The organism is Streptomyces sp. NPDC088097, assembly GCF_044741845.1.
Classification (GTDB): Bacteria; Actinomycetota; Actinomycetes; order Streptomycetales; family Streptomycetaceae; genus Streptomyces.
Genome location: NZ_JBIUTJ010000004.1, coordinates 83063 through 98399, shown reverse-complemented (window position 1 = coordinate 98399; position 15337 = coordinate 83063). Strand labels below are relative to the sequence as shown.

General features: G+C 71.6%; 17 protein-coding genes. 6 read left to right on the top strand and 11 right to left on the bottom strand.

Annotated elements, in window-relative coordinates; all coding sequences use genetic code 11:
• Positions 1-97: 97 nt before the first annotated feature.
• Positions 98-337 (top strand): WhiB family transcriptional regulator, encoded by a 240-nt coding sequence (locus ACIOD1_RS14535; RefSeq protein WP_365618828.1) that lies wholly within the window; start codon positions 98-100, stop codon positions 335-337.
• On the opposite strand, the gene ACIOD1_RS14530 is transcribed toward ACIOD1_RS14535, so the two are convergent.
• The 7 genes from ACIOD1_RS14530 to ACIOD1_RS14500 all read right to left on the bottom strand — a co-directional run bounded on the left by ACIOD1_RS14530 (position 338) and on the right by ACIOD1_RS14500 (position 6995).
• The gene (locus tag ACIOD1_RS14530) at positions 338-925 is read right to left on the bottom strand and encodes a hypothetical protein (RefSeq protein ID WP_365618825.1); all 588 of its coding nucleotides are present in this window, start codon (positions 923-925) and stop codon (positions 338-340) included.
• Positions 922-1542, bottom strand: a complete 621-nt coding sequence (locus ACIOD1_RS14525; RefSeq protein WP_365618822.1) for a hypothetical protein — start codon at positions 1540-1542, stop codon at positions 922-924. Before ACIOD1_RS14525 ends, ACIOD1_RS14530 begins: the two co-directional genes overlap by 4 nt.
• Entirely contained in the window at positions 1539-2714 is a 1176-nt protein-coding gene (locus ACIOD1_RS14520; RefSeq protein ID WP_401902446.1) for a putative T7SS-secreted protein, read from the bottom strand. The genes ACIOD1_RS14525 and ACIOD1_RS14520 overlap by 4 nt, the downstream gene beginning before the upstream one ends.
• Positions 2707-3021 (bottom strand): hypothetical protein, encoded by a 315-nt coding sequence (locus ACIOD1_RS14515; RefSeq protein WP_401902445.1) that lies wholly within the window; start codon positions 3019-3021, stop codon positions 2707-2709. The genes ACIOD1_RS14520 and ACIOD1_RS14515 overlap by 8 nt, the downstream gene beginning before the upstream one ends.
• 72 nt (positions 3022-3093) lie before the next feature.
• Complete coding sequence (locus ACIOD1_RS14510) at positions 3094-4065, bottom strand: acyl-ACP desaturase (protein ID WP_365618813.1); 972 nt, start codon at positions 4063-4065, stop codon at positions 3094-3096.
• Between the two features lie 695 nt (positions 4066-4760).
• Positions 4761-6401 (bottom strand): ABC-F family ATP-binding cassette domain-containing protein, encoded by a 1641-nt coding sequence (locus tag ACIOD1_RS14505; protein WP_401902444.1) that lies wholly within the window; start codon positions 6399-6401, stop codon positions 4761-4763.
• Positions 6402-6578: 177 nt separating this feature from the next.
• Positions 6579-6995: an SsgA family sporulation/cell division regulator gene (locus ACIOD1_RS14500; RefSeq protein WP_365618807.1), complete on the bottom strand. Its 417-nt coding sequence runs from the start codon at positions 6993-6995 to the stop codon at positions 6579-6581.
• Positions 6996-7419: 424 nt separating this feature from the next.
• On the opposite strand from ACIOD1_RS14500, the gene ACIOD1_RS14495 reads away from it, so the two are divergent.
• Positions 7420-8526 carry an oxidoreductase gene (locus ACIOD1_RS14495; RefSeq protein ID WP_401902442.1) on the top strand — a complete coding sequence of 369 codons (1107 nt, stop codon included), beginning with the start codon at positions 7420-7422 and terminating at the stop codon, positions 8524-8526.
• On the opposite strand, the gene ACIOD1_RS14490 is transcribed toward ACIOD1_RS14495, so the two are convergent.
• The gene (locus ACIOD1_RS14490; RefSeq protein ID WP_401902439.1) at positions 8507-8986 is read right to left on the bottom strand and encodes a GNAT family N-acetyltransferase; all 480 of its coding nucleotides are present in this window, start codon (positions 8984-8986) and stop codon (positions 8507-8509) included. The genes ACIOD1_RS14495 and ACIOD1_RS14490 overlap by 20 nt on opposite strands.
• 477 nt (positions 8987-9463) lie before the next feature.
• Positions 9464-9961, bottom strand: coding sequence for a DUF3515 family protein (locus ACIOD1_RS14485; protein WP_401902436.1), 498 nt, complete (start codon positions 9959-9961; stop codon positions 9464-9466).
• A gap of 231 nt (positions 9962-10192) precedes the next feature.
• On the opposite strand from ACIOD1_RS14485, the gene ACIOD1_RS14480 reads away from it, so the two are divergent.
• The 3 genes from ACIOD1_RS14480 to ACIOD1_RS14470 all read left to right on the top strand — a co-directional run bounded on the left by ACIOD1_RS14480 (position 10193) and on the right by ACIOD1_RS14470 (position 12647).
• The gene (locus tag ACIOD1_RS14480) at positions 10193-11671 is read left to right on the top strand and encodes an MFS transporter (RefSeq protein WP_401903054.1); all 1479 of its coding nucleotides are present in this window, start codon (positions 10193-10195) and stop codon (positions 11669-11671) included.
• Positions 11592-12224, top strand: coding sequence for a TetR family transcriptional regulator (locus tag ACIOD1_RS14475; protein ID WP_365618795.1), 633 nt, complete (start codon positions 11592-11594; stop codon positions 12222-12224). The genes ACIOD1_RS14480 and ACIOD1_RS14475 overlap by 80 nt, the downstream gene beginning before the upstream one ends.
• Before the next feature lie 132 nt (positions 12225-12356).
• On the top strand, positions 12357-12647 hold the full coding sequence (locus ACIOD1_RS14470; RefSeq protein ID WP_365619371.1) for a DUF1330 domain-containing protein: 291 nt from the start codon (positions 12357-12359) through the stop codon (positions 12645-12647).
• A gap of 409 nt (positions 12648-13056) precedes the next feature.
• On the opposite strand, the gene ACIOD1_RS14465 is transcribed toward ACIOD1_RS14470, so the two are convergent.
• Complete coding sequence (locus ACIOD1_RS14465) at positions 13057-13356, bottom strand: YciI family protein (protein ID WP_365618792.1); 300 nt, start codon at positions 13354-13356, stop codon at positions 13057-13059.
• Positions 13357-13382: 26 nt separating this feature from the next.
• Between ACIOD1_RS14465 and ACIOD1_RS14460 the strand changes: the two genes are divergently transcribed.
• Positions 13383-14066: an endonuclease V gene (locus ACIOD1_RS14460; protein WP_365618789.1), complete on the top strand. Its 684-nt coding sequence runs from the start codon at positions 13383-13385 to the stop codon at positions 14064-14066.
• A 62-nt stretch (positions 14067-14128) separates the two neighbouring features.
• On the opposite strand, the gene ACIOD1_RS14455 is transcribed toward ACIOD1_RS14460, so the two are convergent.
• A complete protein-coding gene (locus tag ACIOD1_RS14455) occupies positions 14129-15337 on the bottom strand; it encodes a saccharopine dehydrogenase NADP-binding domain-containing protein (protein WP_365618787.1) in 1209 nt (402 codons plus the stop codon).

Below are 15337 nucleotides of genomic sequence, written 5' to 3'. Positions count from 1 at the left end.
CCCATCTTACCGAACGCACGATCGTTCACCCTCGGGAGCCGTACGGTGTTGATCGGGTGTTGATCGGACGTCCATCGACGCGGGCCACCATCACCGCATGTCGATGAACACCAGCACCGCGGCCCCCGCCTGGCACGACCTTGCCCTGTGCGCCCAGACAGGCCCGAGCTTCTTCTTCCCGGAGCCGGGCTCCTCGCTCACCGAGGCGAAGCGGCTGTGCGGGGCGTGCGAAGGCCGGGCGGCCTGCCTGCAGTACGCCCTGGCGAACGACGAGCGCTTCGGCGTCTGGGGCGGCCTCTCGGAATCCGAACGCCGCGCCCTGCGCCCCCGCGACTGATCAGGTCCGCGTCCCCTTCCCGCTGCGCCGCACCAGCCCGACCTCCAACGCCAACGCGAACCCCGGCCCCCCACACGGCTCCCTCCGGGGCACATGGGCCACGACCCGCACGGGATAGTGCCCCCCGACGGGCGAGACGACCCCACCGAAGAGGGGATGCCCGGCGAACCAGACGCGGTCGGGGCGGCCGTCGGACCGTCGCGCGAGGTAGACGCGGAAGGGGAGGGTGCGGAACAGCGTCGAGGAGTCGTCGAACGAGACGGCGATGGTCGCGGGCCCGCCGGACGTCTGCGCGGGGTGGTGGCAGGGCAGTTCACGCCAGGGATAGGCGCGGAGGATGGCGGCGACCCGACGGCGACGGACGTAGGCGATGGCCACCCAAGGCACCCAGGGCATGGAGAGCAACAAGAGGAAGACGACGAAGATGGGCTGAGCGGCGCGGGCATAGCCGAAGCCGAGACAGGTGACCGAGATCAGGAACGGCACCCAGAACACCGCCAGCCAGAACACGCGTCGGACGACCATCTCGCGATATCCGATGACGGTCGGAGGGTGGTCCCAGGCCGCCTTGGTGAGCACCGGCGTCACAGGAGTACCTCCAGCACACGTGAGGCAGGGGCAGCAGCAGCGGGTGCGGGGGTCGGGTCAGAGAAGACCACGGTGTGTGCGATGGCCTCGATGATGTCGCCATAGGCCTCCGCGTACTGGACCGCCGTGCTGGTCAGGTCCAGGAAAACGAGGTGCGTTCCGCTGGGATGTGTCGTGACGAGCCTGGCTTGAAAGAGCTCCTGACCCGTTCCGGGCAGCGAGATGGTCCCGACGGCCAAAGAGCACGGCAACCCCGATGGGAGGGGGAGTACCTGTCCGGAGAAGTCGTTCCACAGTGGCGAGCGGGCGATGGCCAAGGCCGCGCGGGCCACGCCGAGCCGCGCGTTGGGGTGCTCGGCAGGGCGCAGGGAGAGGGCGAAGACTGAAGAGGCCGCCCCGACGGGGCCCTCGGGGTGCAGGCCGATCGAGGTGTGTACGACGTGGCGGTCGGTGAACCGGTCGAGGTGGTCCATGATCCGCGCCAGCTCCTGGCGAGCTCCTGGGCTCTCCAACGCTTGGGCCGCTTCGTCCAGCGGGGCCCGGTCGCTCGGCGAGAGGTCATGGAATCCGGGCGGGAGGCGGAACCAGACCGGGGGCCGTGTGGCGTCGACGGTCATCGGCCCATCACCGTCCCGGCTTGGACCGTCTTCGCGATGGCGGAGGGAACGTCGTCGAAGGCACCACGTACACCGTCGGCTGTGGTCGAAGCGTGCTCGACCACTTCGTCGTCGGAGAAGCAGTCCAGTGTCGCCGTGGTGGCGCCCATGGTGGGGGCCACCATGTTCACCGAGTCCCGCACATGGGTGTTGGTGGTCCGCAGACCCCACTTGATCAGTGGATTCTCCACCTCTTGCAGGGCCAGGCCCGTGGACCAAGTGGTACGTCCGAACGCGCCGGCGCCCGGTGCGAGGGCCGACACCGCCGTGGCTTCTGGCGCTGCGGCCATGGCGGCACGGAGCGCTGTCGTGCCGGCCTTGGCCCCCGTGGCGACCGACGCGAGACCAGGGACCACGCCCATGGTGTCCCCGAGCGCCGTCACACCGCTCTTCCAGAAGTCCGCGTCGAACTCGCCCTTCGTGAAGCCGTCCTTGAGGGGCTTTCGGAACTTCGGGTCGGAAAGGTGTGTCGCGAGGGCGGCCAGCGACAGACCGCCCGCGACGAGCACGATGGCCAAGCCCGCGGGCGGGAAGGCCAGGGCCACGGCGGCTCCCACGAATCCCAACATCGCCGACGCGTTCGACAACGCGTCTCCGGGGTCGTCGACCACCTTGCGCCACGCGGATTCGAACCAGCCCGGTTCCTCCGGCGCCAGTCGGGCCGCCGTCGCGTTCAGGGTGGCGGACACGCGGCGGGCCGAGGCGGCGTGTTCCGAGGCGAGTTCGTGTGCCAGGCGGCGGGCGTCGGCCAGTTCGGGCGGGGTCTTCGCCGCCGCAGCCGCGGCTGCGTACCGGGCGGCGAGGGCGCGGTGGGAGACCAGGGTGTCGTGCCAGGAGGCGAGGCGGCCGGCGGCCTCCGTGAGGGAGGTGTGGGCCGCCTTGAGGTAGCGCGGCAGTTCGCCGGAGAGGGAGGACCGGAAGGCGGTCGCGGCTTCGCCCTGCCAGGCGGAGCTGTTCGACACGAGGGCGTCGATGACTCGGCTCGCCTCGCCGAGGGAGGTCGCGGAAGTCCGCAGCGTCCGAGTCAGGGCGAGGACGGCGGCGGGGTCGCCGGGGGCGGGGTCGAAACCCAGGCCCGCCGAGCCTGCGCCCGCCGAGCCTGCGCCCGCAGTGTCGCCGGGGGTCTCAGCCACGTACGGCCGCCTGGCGGAAGGCCGCTCGGATGGCCTCTTCCAGCTCCGCGTACTCGGCGGCGCTGCGGTCCACGCCCTCCCGTACGGTCTTCACGCGTTTCGTGAGCTCCCGCGCGCCGTGGGCCCACTTCTCCTGGAAGCCGTCGCACGCCGCGTCGAGGTCCGTCGTGCCCAGCTGGTCGGCCCGTACGTGACTCAACGCGGCCCGGGCCTCCCGCAGGGAGGTCAGCGAGCTGTCCAAGGCGCGGGTGAGCCGGGTGAGCTGGTCGATGTCGACCTGGAGGAGCGAGGACTGCGGCGGTTTCATGACGCGAAACCCTGGCAGAGCGCGGCTCTGCCAGGGCAATCGTCGTCACCCGCGTGAGCGAGCGGAAACCGGTCAGGCCTTGCGGGCCGCGATGCGCGCCGCGCGAGCGGCCAGGCGCTCGTCGAACTTGCGGGCCTCGGAGTCCAGGCCGTTCATGAAGAGACCGAGCTCCTCCTGGGCCTTCTGCCCCTCCGGGCTCAGGCCCTGTACCTGCATGATCTTGAGGAAGCGGATCACGGGGCTCAGCACGTCGTCGTGGTGGATCCGCAGGTTGTAGACCCCGCCGATCGCCATCTGCGCGGCCATCCGCTCGAAGCCGGGCATGCCGTGTCCGGGCATCCGGAAGTTGACGACGACGTCGCGGACGGCCTGCATCGTCAGGTCCGGGGCGATCTCGAAGGCCGCGCCCAGCAGGTTGCGGTAGAAGATCATGTGCAGGTTCTCGTCCGCCGCGATGCGGGCCAGCATCCGGTCGCACACGGGGTCACCGGACTGGTGGCCGGTGTTGCGGTGCGAGATCCGGGTGGCCAGTTCCTGGAAGGCCACGTAGGCCACCGAGTGCAGCATCGAGTGGCTGTTGTCGGACTCGAAGCCCTCCGACATGTGCTGCATCCGGAACGCTTCCAGCTTGTCCGGGTCCACCGCCCGCGAGGCCAGGAGGTAGTCGCGCATCACGATGCCGTGGCGGCCCTCCTCGGCCGTCCAGCGGTGCACCCAGGTGCCCCACGCGCCGTTGCGGCCGAAAAGCGACGCGATCTCGTGGTGGTAGCTGGGGAGGTTGTCCTCGGTCAGCAGGTTGACCACGAGGGCGATCTTGCCGATGTCGGTGACCTTGGACTGCTCGGGGTCCCAGGCTTCGCCGTCCTCGAAGAAGCCCGGGAAGTTCCGGCCTTCGCTCCACGGGACGTACTCGTGGGGCATCCAGTCCTTGGTGACCGTGAGGTGCCTGTTCAGCTCCTGCTCGACCACCTCTTCCAGCGCGAACAGCAGCTTGGCGTCGGTCCACGCCTCCGAGCTGCCGAGGTGGGGAGAGGTGATCGTCACGGGTGCTCCTGGGGACAAAGCGAATTACCTACGGTTCCGTAGCCTACGGAGTCGTAGGTTAAGCGCGACATCAAGGCCAGCCAAGCCCCACAGGTGACTCTGTCCGATTACGTCCGGTTATCTATGCAGTTTGAAGGGGCTCCACGTGGTTCAGGCGGAGTCAGAATCACGCCAGAAGGTGATCCATGACGCGCGCTTTGACAGCCGGGAGTGGCGAGGCCCGCACCACGGGCGGCCGGCGGGGCCGCTCGGCGGACTGCCTCGTTCCGCCGTACGTCGGCCCGGCGACCTCGCGCGCGGGACGTGAGGGGCCGCCCACGCGTCGCGAAGGGCCCCCCGGCCGGGCGGGCTCCGCGGGGGCGGCCGCCGTACCCTCGGCGCCGGCCGGTCGAGGCCGGTCCTCGGAGGCCCCGAGTGACGGCCCGGGCGACGGTGCGCGGGGCCCGGGTCGGCGGGGTGGACGAACGGAGCCGCTCGGGCGGCCCCCGTTCCAAAGGGTCGCCCGAGCGGCTTCATGTGCGAATCCGGTGGCGTCCGGCCGTACGGGCCGCAGCGCCACACGCCGGCCGACCGGCCGATCGCGCCGGCCGCGCCCGTGGAACACCGGCCGGCGCCATGCCCGGCGCCGGGCATGGCGCCCGCCGTGAACGGAATGATCCGGACCGTCGTACGGAGCCCCGTACGACGCCCTCGCCTCACGGACTCCCGTGGGACTCCCGGACCTCCTCGGCGGTGGTCGCCCGCAGTTCCCCGTCGAGGAGCAGCCAGCGCGTGACGCCGATCGACTCCAGGAACGGCACGTCGTGGCTCGCCACCAGCAGCGCGCCCTCGTACGCCTCCAGCGCCCCGGTGAGCTGTCGCACGCTCGCCAGGTCCAGGTTGTTCGTGGGTTCGTCCAGCATCAACAGCCTGGGCGCCGGCTCCGCGAGGAGCAGGGCCGCGAGGGTCGCCCGGAATCGTTCGCCGCCGGACAGGGTGCCCGCCGAACGGTCGGCCCGCGCGCCCCGGAAGAGGAAGTGCGCGAGTCGGGCCCGGATCACGTTGTTCGTGGCCTGCGGAGCGAACCGGGCCACGTTCTCCACGACCGAGCGCGCGTCGTCCAGTACGTCGAGCCGCTGCGGCAGGAACCGCGTCTCCACGTGGGTCGCCGCCTCCCCGGACTCGGGTTCCAACTGCCCCGCCAGGGTCCGCAACAGGGTGGTCTTGCCCGAGCCGTTCGCGCCGACCAGCGCGATCCGCTCCGGGCCGCGCACCTCCCACTCCCCGGCCACCGTGGCCCCGTACGCCAGGCGCAGGTCGGTCAGGGTCAGGACCCGCCGGCCCGGTGGGACCTGGGTGGCGGGCAGCTCGATGCGGATCTCGGCGTCGTCGCGCACCGCCTCCACCGCCTGGTCCAGACGCTCGCGGGCGCCGGCCAACTTCTCGGTGTGCATGATGCGGTGCTTGCCCGCCGACTCCTGGGCGGCCCGTTTGCGGGCACCCATGACGATCTTCGGCTCGCGCTTGGTGTCGTTCATCTTTTGGCCGTACCGCTTGCGCTTGGCCAGTTTGACCTGGGCTTCAGCCAGTTCGCGCTTCTGGCGCTGTACGTCGGCCTCCGCGACCCGGACCATCCGTTCGGCCGCGTCCTGCTCGGCGGCGAGGAGTTGCTCGTACGTGGTGAAGTTGCCGCCGTACCAGCGGACTTCGCCGTCGCGGAGGTCGGCGATCTGGTCGACCCGCTCCAACAGCTCCCGGTCGTGGCTGACCAGGATCAGCACCCCGGTCCAGGACTCGACCGCCGCGTACAGGCGGTGGCGGGCCCGTAGGTCCAGGTTGTTGGTGGGCTCGTCGAGCAGCAGTACGTCCGGCCGGGCCAGCAGCAGGGCCGCCAGCCTCAACAGGACGCACTCGCCGCCGGACAGCTCGCCCACCGTACGGTCCAGGCCGATCCGCGCCAGTCCGAGCTGGTCGAGCGTGGCCAGGGCGCGCTCCTCCACGTCCCAGTCGTCGCCGACGGCGGTGAAGTTGGCCTCGGTGGCCTCACCCGCCTCGATGGCGTGCAGGGCGGTGCGGGTGGCGCGGATGCCGAGTGCCTCGTCCACCCGCAGGGCGGTGTCGAGGGTGACGGTCTGCGGGAGGTAGCCGACGCTCCCGGCGACGGAGATCTGGCCCTCGGACAGGGCCAGTTCGCCGGCGATGAGCTTCAACAGGGTCGACTTCCCACAGCCGTTGAGACCGATCAGGCCGGTCCGGCCGGGTCCGACGGCCAGTTGGAAGCCGTCGAAGACGGGGGAGCCGTCGGGCCAGTCGAAGGAGAGGGAGGAGCAGGTGACGAAGACAGGGGTGTGGCTCATGGAGGCCTCCAGGTTGCGTGAGTGGTGCGTGCAACGCGGGGAGACAGCCGACTGTCACGGAAGTGGGGTGGTGGTCGGTGTCTCGAACCTCAGACGAGCAATGTCCTGCTCCGTTTCGGCGGCAATGCGGCGTCTACGAAGTTACGGACGACCACGGACGCGCGCAAACGAATTTGTTCAGCGGGAGCCGCGCATCAGCTCGGCCAAGCTGTGGTCCATGTCGAGGTGGAGGTGTTCGAGGCCCTGCGGGACCAGGAGATGGGACCGTTCGAGGAACTGCTGGAGTTCGGCCGTCGCCACCAGCACGATCGCGACCCCCTCGGGCGCGTGGAACTCGATCGTGGTCCGGTCCCCGTCGTACGGGCGCACCCGCACGTCACCCGAGCCCGACGGGCGCCCGATCCCGGACGCCAGGAGTTCGCGCGCGAAGGTCCAGGAAACTTCGATGCCCTCCAGGGTGGCCAGGGCGGGGAAGGCCATCCGGACGGCGAAGGGGTCCGCGCGGTCGTAGCAGAGGGTGACGGGCACGGTCTCGACCTTCGGCGCGGTGGCGACCAGCCGGGCCTGCACGGCCTGCTCGATGACAGTGATCAAGGCTCACTCCCTTGCTGCGGATCTGCTGCCGGGCTTACGGGTGGAACTCGGCAACGGGATAGACGCCGGAATCGGCAAATCCGTGCATGGCTGATGAAGTGAGCTGTGTCACCGATTGGCTTGAACCCACTTGTTGGATCGCACAGAGTGACGGGCTGGGGCGTTGCGTGTCAAGGGCGCGTGCGTCGGCCCGTGGCCACCCGAGTGATCCGAAGAAGGCTGATTACCGCTCACTCGGTCGGCCCCTTACGAGCCCATTTCGGCCCTCACGCTGCCCTCGCGTGGCCTCCACGCGGCCCCCGCTTTGGCCCCCACGCTGCTTCGCTCCCGCCGCGCGAACGCCCGTACGGGACGCCGCTGGGGCTCTCGCCCCGCCGGAGGCGCCCTGGACGGGGAATCGGAGGGTGCGTTAGCTTCCGGCGCCATGAGACTTCTGGGAGTTGTCATGTGCGCGGCCGCCCTGCTGGTGGGGGTGACGGCGGCCCCCGCCCAGGCGGATCCGTCCCCCGACGCGGGCGCGGGGAGCGGCTTACGGGGCGTGGGATGGGCCGTCAAGGAGACCGGCACGACCTCCCGGTTCCGGGGGCTCGCGGCGGTCAGCCGCACCGCCGCCTGGCTGGCCGGCTCCGGCGGAACGATCCTGCGCACCGGAGACGGGGGCCGCACCTGGCGGGACGTCTCCCCGCCCGGGGCGGTCGCCGAGAAGCTGGAGCTGCGCGACATCGAGGCCTTCGACGCGCGGCGGGCCGTGGCCCTGTCCATCGGGGAGGGTGAGGCCTCGCGGATCCTGCGCACCGAGGACGGCGGAGCGAGCTGGACCGAAACCTTCCGAAACCCGGACCCGAGGGCCTTCTACGACTGCCTGACCTTCTTCGACACCCGACACGGACTGGCGGTGAGCGACCCGGTCGACGGGAAGTTCCGACTGCTGTCCACGGATGACGGCGGGCGCAGTTGGCGGGTGTTGCCGAACGCCGGTATGCCGGACGCGTTGGCCGGCGAGGCCGGATTCGCCGCGAGCGGCCAGTGCCTGGTGGCGTCCGGCCCGCGCGACGTCCGCCTGGCCACCGGCGGCGGCGCGGTCGCGCGGGTGCTGCACTCCGCGGACCGTGGCCTGACCTGGCGGGCGACCGACTCCACCGTCCCGGCCGGCGACCCGGCCCGGGGCGTCTTCGCCCTGGCCTTCCGCGACCGTACGACGGGCCTCGCGCTCGGCGGCGACTACCGCGCGGACCAGGCCTCCCCGAACGCCGCGGCCCGTTCCGCCGACTCCGGCCGCGAGTGGACCCGGGCGGCGACCCCGCCGCCCGCCTACCGCTCGGGCGCGGCCTGGTACCCGTACGGGCGCTCCACGGCCCTGGCGGTCGGCCCGACCGGCACCGACGTCACCACCGACGCCGGCCGGACGTGGCGGGCGTTCGACGGGGGCTCCTTCGACACCGTCGACTGCGCGGCCGACGGCGGCTGCTGGGCGGCGGGGGAGAAGGGCCGGGCGGCCCGTCTGGAACTGCTCAGGCCGTGGGGTCGGTGAACAGGTCCATTCTGGGGTAACGGCCGGTGGTGAAGCCGGCCGCACGGTAGACGGACTCGCCGTCGGAGCTCGCGTGCAACTGCACGTAGTGGATGCCGATGCCGGCCAACCAGTCGGTCAGCCCGTCCACGATCCGGCGGCCGTGACCCTGCCCGCGGGCGGACCCGTCGGTGACGATGCCGTCCAGGTAGCCGCGCCGGCCGTCCGTCCACCGGGGGCTGGGCAGGTGGTACGTCACCCAGGCCATGCCCGTGGCCAGCAGGGGTTGCCCGGGCGCACCCCCGACGACCAGGCAGCGCACGTCGTCCCGCCCGACCAACCGCTCCAGGAACCACCCCCGGGCGACATCGCGCCAGGGCGCGTCCTCGGGCCCGGGATCGACCCCGAGCGAGGCGAGCGCGACGGCGCGCAGCCGCACCAACTCGGGCACGTCGGCGGGCAGGGCGGGACGGGGGCGCATGGGGGCTCCGGGGGGTGGGGGTCTGGGGGGTGGGGCGGGGTCGGGGGAAACCCGGCGGGACATGTGCGGGGCGGGCTCTCGGAAGGTGTGGGGGTTTCCCGCCGGTCCACTGTCCTTCCGTGCCGGTCCGGTCCCTCAAGGGCGCTCACTGCGTTCGCGTCGCTACGCGATGGAGCTGCGCTCCACCCTTGACCGACCGGCCCGTCCCGGAATGCCAAAGACTGTCGGGAAGCCCCCAAAAGAACGGGCTGGTCTGAAGCGAGGAGGAGCGGGTCTCTCAGGGGCGATGGGGCGGGCGCTTCGGCCGGCAGGCCGGGCATTCGGGTCCCTCACGGAACCTTTCGGGACTCGGCTCGGACTTCTCCACACCTGCGGTTGATCAGGACAGTGGAAGGGGACCGGGGGCGCATCGGATCGCTACACACTGCCGGTCGGCTTAGCGGCTGCGACCCGTCTGGGGTGACAACAGACTGACCGTCATGTGTCGCTCAGTGACAGGCATGTGGACTTGCGGACGTTCAGGCTCGCCATGTCGGAGCCCAAGGAGGCGAGGGCGTCGCCGGCGAGCTGACCGCGCCCCTTGAAGGCGATTGCGACGGCGGGTTCGCGGTCGTAGGTCGTGAAGACCCATTCCTCGGACTTCTTGGCTCTTTCGTCGTCGAGGACCCAGTCGAAACCGTTGACGTTCATGCAGGTGTTGATGGTCGGGGCCAACGGTTCCACACCGCAGCGGAGCACGATGGAACCGTCTCCCCAACCGGCCGTTCCTGCGCCTGCGACGGAGTCGCGTTCCCGTCCGATCAGCACTTGGGGGAGGCGCGCGACGACGTCATCACAAGGAGAGTCGTGGGCGTAAGGGCCTGCTGGGATGCTGTACTCGGCCAGGGAGTACAGCACGGCGACGGCTGCGCAGAGGGATGCGACACCCGCAGCACACAGTGCCGCTCTGCGACTCCGAACCACCGTGTCCCCCATGCCCGTTGGACGCCTGCGGTTCCGAGCCTACCCACTGCCCCCATAGACCCCGGAAGGCCCCTCCCGGTCACAGGTGGGTCGCAGTCGCCGAAGGTCGTCGTGGCAGGCCGCTTCCACGGAACCGCATTGCGAGGTGAATGACGTTCACTTACCGTGGTGAACGTCATTCACCTTTCGGGGGGTTTCGCAGTGCCCACTGATTCGCCGTCCCCGTCCGCCGATCGCCGCGTCATGGCCGTTCTGGCGGCAGGGGGCATCGTCACCACGCTGGTGCAGACCGCCGTCGTGCCGCTGCTGCCGCAGTTGCCTCGGCTGACCGGCGCGGCGCCGGTCGACGTCGGGTGGGTGGTCACGCTCACGTTGCTGACCGGGGCGGTCGCGACGCCGTTGCTGGGGCGGTCCGGGGACATGTACGGCAAGCGGCGGATGTTGTTGGTCGCGCTCGGTGCGCTGGCCGTCGGGTCGCTGGTGTGCTCGTTCGCCTCCACCCTCCCTTGGCTTTTGGCCGGCCGCGGGCTGCAGGGGGTGGGGGCCGCGGTGGTACCGCTGTCGATCAGTTTCCTGCGGGGCGTGCTGCCGCCGCATCGGACGGGTTCGTCGGTGGCGCTGATGAGTTCGACGGTGGGGATCGGTGCTGCTCTCGGTCTGCCACTGGCCGCGCTGCTGGTGCAGTTCGCGGACTGGCATGCGATGTTCTGGGCGATGACCGTGCTCTCGGCGGCGGTGCTCGTGCCGGCGTGGTGGGTGCTGCGGGAGGAGCCGGTTCGGTCGCCGGGGCGGTTCGACCTGGTCGGGGCGTGCGGGCTGAGTGCGGGGCTGGTGCTTCTGCTGTTGGCGCTGTCCAAGGCGGGTGAGTGGGGGTGGGGTAGTCGGCGGGTTCTGGGTCTGTCGGGGGCGGCGCTGCTGATCCTGGCGGGGTGGACCGTCCAGCAGCGCCGGGTGTCGCGGCCGCTGGTGGACGTGCGGCTCGCGATGCGTCCGGCGGTGCTGCTGCCGCATGTGGCCGCGTTGTTGGCCGGGTTCGCCTTCTACGCCAACTCCCTCGTCACCGCGCAGCTGATCCAGACGCCTCGGGTCACCGGGTACGGTCTGGGCCTCTCGGTGGTGGCGGCGGGTGCGTGCCTGCTGCCCAGTGGGGTGATCATGGTGCTGTTCGCTTCCTTGTCCGCCCGGCTGTCCGCCGCCCGTGGGGCCAAGGCCACCCTGACCCTGGGCACGGTGGTCATCGCGGCCGGGTATGGGCTGCGCCTGGCCGACAGTCGGCAGTTGTGGGTGGTCATCGCCGGTGCGGCCGTGGTGTCGGTCGGCACGGCGCTCGCCTACTCCGCGCTGCCCATGCTGATCATGCGGGCGGTGCCGCTGGAGCAGACCGCCGCGGCGAACGGCCTCAACGTCCTCATGCGCACCATCGGGCAGGCCCTGTGCAGCGCGGTGGTCGCCACCGTGCTGGCGGAACACACCCGCGTGTTCGCCGGCGAGTCGGGCGTGGCCGTGGCGGCGCCTACCCTGGGCGGGTACCGCGTGGCCTTCGCCGTGGCGGGGACGGTCGCGTTGCTGGCCTGTGCGGCCGCCCGCCTCATCCCGCGCCGGCCGCGACCCGCGCCGTCCCCCCTCCAGGAGGCTGAACACGATGCCCGGCCCGAGTTCCGCCTCCCCCCGCAGCGGCCGCCCGCGAACGACGGACAGGAACCCGCCGGCACGACCTCGTGACGCCGACGCGCGGCGCGCGGAGATCCTCGCCGCCGCCCGGCGTGCGTTCGCGCGCCATGCCTACGCCGACACGACCATCGCCGCCATCGCCGATGACGCGGGCGTCAGCCCGGCGCTCGTCATGAAGTACTACGGCTCCAAGGAGCATCTGTTCGACCAGGTCTTCACCTTCGACGCCGACGCCACCGCCCTGTTCGACGCCCCTTTGGGCGGCCTCGCCCGGCACATGGTCCTGCACCTGCTCGCCACTCAGCGCGGCCAGACCCGCGACCCCATCCTGCGCATCGCCTTCTCCCGTCACCACCTGGAACTCGGCGGACAGGCCCGGGCCAACTTCCGCACGCAGGTCATCGACGCCCTCGCCGCCCGACTCCCCGGGCCGGACGCCGCGCTGCGGGCGGAACTGGCCATCGGTGTGCTGCTCGGCCTCGGGGCCCTGTACGCGACCGTCCAGGCCGACCAACTGACGAGCCTGGCCCCCGACGAAGTCGCCGACCTGTACATCCCACTCCTGCAACCCCTGCTCGACGGCGAGGCTCCGGCGCGTCGCTGACCGGTACGTTCCCTGAACGACCCCGGTGATCTTCCGCCGGGTACGCTCGCCGGCAGCAGTGAATCCGGCGTCAGACGTGCACTTTTCGACGTGCATCCTCGGATGCGCACTTTCCGAACACTGGAGGTTCTCGTGGCCAAGGGCTACTGGGTCAGCGCCTACCGCACCATTTCCGACCCCGAGAAGCTGGCTGCCTACGGCAAGCTGGCCGGTCCGGCCGTCGAGGCCGGAGGCGGCCGGATGCTCGCCCGCGGCGGGCGGGTCGTCGCCCACGACGAGGGCATTGCCGAGCGCGTCGTCCTGATCGAGTTCGACAGCTTCGAACAGGCCGTCGCAGCTCACGCGAGTGAGGCCTACCAAGAGGCGCTGCTCGCCCTGTCCGACGGCGTCGAGCGCGACTTCCGCATCATCGAAGGCCTTTAAGTCGAGTCGGAGTCTGAAGCGATCCGATGCGCCCCAGGTCCGGTTCCACTGTCCTGATCAACCGCAGGCGTGGAGAAGTCCGAGCCGAGTCCTGAAAGGGACTGTGAGGGACCCGGATGCCCGGTCTGGTCGCCGAAGCGCCCGCCCGATGTCCTATGACGGGGCCGCTCCTCCTCACTTCAGACCAGCCCGTTCTTTTGGGGGGTTCCCGACAGTCTTTGGCATTCCGGGACGGGCCGGTCGGTCAAGGGTGGCCGAAGGCCATCGCGTAGCGACGCGACGAAGGAGCGCCCTTGAGGGACCGGACCGGCACGGAAGGACAGTGGACCGGCGGGAACCCCCCAAACGTTCCGAGAGCCCGCCCCGCACATGCCCCGCCGGGGTTCCCCGCCCCCCGCCTCCCCCGCCCCTACGCCGGCAGGGTTTCCCGGACCGTGGCGAGGTCCGACGAGGTCTTCGTGGCGATGAATTCCGTGATCCGGTAGGCACAGACGCCCGCCACCGTGAAGGGGTCCTCGGCGGCGATCTTGTCGATCTCCGCCCGCGACACCCCGCCGGCCAGGATGATCCCGCCCTCGCGCGGGACTTTGCGGCCCGAGGCGAGGAAGACGCCCGACGCGTAGTAGCCGTCCAGCCAGGCGATGTGCGCGTCCATCTCCTCTTCGACGGCTTCGACGGGCGCGGTGTAGGTGAGCTCCATGACGAACATGATCGCCAGGCTACCCTCGCACCACTATGACGACTGTGAACACCCCAGCAGACGAGACAGCGGCCCGGGCGATACAGGACGAGCTGCGCGGCCGGGTGGTGCTCGACGAGACCGGGCCCCTCCCCGGGAAGGGCCTGATCGCCGGAGTGGACGTGGCCTACGACGACGCGCGCGACCTCGTCGCCGCCGCGGCCGTGGTCCTGGACGCGGCCACGCTCGACGTCGTGGCCGAATCCACCGCCGTCGGGCACGTCAGCTTCCCCTACGTGCCCGGCCTGTTGGCCTTTCGCGAGCTGCCGACCGTCCTGGCCGCCCTCGAAGCCCTCGACACCGCCCCGGACCTCGTCGTCTGCGACGGCTACGGGCTGGCCCACCCCCGCGGCTTCGGTCTGGCCTGCCACCTCGGGGTGGTGACCGGGCTGCCCAGCATCGGTGTCGCCAAGAACCCCTTCACCTTCACCTACGCGGAACCCGGCGCCCGGCGCGGGGACGCCTCGCCCCTCCTCGCGCCGGACGGGGCCGTCGTCGGCAGGGCGCTGCGCACCCAGGACGGGATCAAGCCGGTGTACGTCTCCGTGGGGCACCGGGTCTCGCTGGACAACGCCTGCGCCCAGGTACTCGCGCTGAGTCCCCGGTTCCGGATCCCCGAGAGCACCCGGCACGCCGACTCCCTCTGCCGGCGCGCCTTGCGCGAGGCCGTCGCGGGCTGACCGCAGCCCCGCGGCCCCACCGAGCCCCGCTACGGCCCCGCCCCCCCGGGCCCTCCCCCCCGTCAGTCCTCGGCGGCCACGCGGAAGCGGATGCCGGCCTTCTGGAGGCGGTCCAGCAGGGCGTCGCCCATCGCCACCGCCGTGGTCAGTTGCCCGGCGCGCTGCGGGAGGGTGTCGTGGGCCAGGCAGAGCGCGGACTCCGCCAGCATCTTCGCGGTCTCCCCGTAGCCGGGATCGCCGCCGGAGACCTCGGTGAAGACGCGGCGTCCGCCGCCCTCGCCGACGAAGCGGACGGTGAACCAGCTCCGGGCGCGGCGCTCCGCGTCCGGGCCCCGGCCCGGCTCCCAGCGGGCCGTCAGCCAGCGTCGGGCGGCCGGGATCTGGGCGAGGACCGCCGCGGTGCCGACGGCGGCGACACCGCCCAGCGCGACGGGGAGATGGCGCACCGAGGCGTAGTGCCGGTAGCGGAAGTCCGGGCCGTACCGCTCCAGCGCGGCCGCCGACCGGGCGACGACCTGGGGGTCCAGGGTGGGCAGGGGCAGCGCCCACGTGCCGGTCTCACGGCTGAAGCGCGGGGCGCCGACGGGTCCGCGCGTGCGCCGGTCCGGCCGTCGGGGTTCGTGCAGTCGGCGGGCCCGGGCCGCGGCCAGGGTCTGCGGGCCCCGGCCCAGGGCCGTCAGGGCGGAGGTGAGGGTCCCGCCGGAGGCCAGTGCGCCGGCCCGGAGGAACCCGTCCACGCGCAGCGGCACCCCCTCGGGCAGCCGGCCCACGGTGAAGTACGCCCCGAGGTCGGCGGGGATCGAGTCGAAGCCGCAGGCGTGCACCAGGCGCGCCCCGGTCTCGCGGGCCCGGGCGTCGTGCTCGACGTACATGCGGTCGACGAACTCCGGCTCCCCGGTGAGGTCGACGTAGTCGGTGCCCGCCTCGGCGCAGGCCGCGACCAGTTCCGCCCCGTACCAGACGTACGGGCCCACGGTGGTGGCCAGGACCCGGGTGGCGGTGGCCAGTTCGCGCACCGATTCCCGGTCGCCGGCGTCCGCGCGCAGCAGCGGCAGCGCCGCGCAGACGGGATCGAGGGCGGCCAGCCGCTCGCGCAGCCGTTCCAGTTTGCCGGTGTCCCGGCCGGCCAGCGCCCAGCGGAAGCCGGCCGGGGCGTGTGTGGCCAGATACTCGGCGGTCAGCGCCCCGACGAACCCGGTGGCGCCGAAGAGGACGACGTCGTAGGGCCGTTGCGGACGGTCGTGCGGGGTGTTCCGGACATGTTCGTTCAT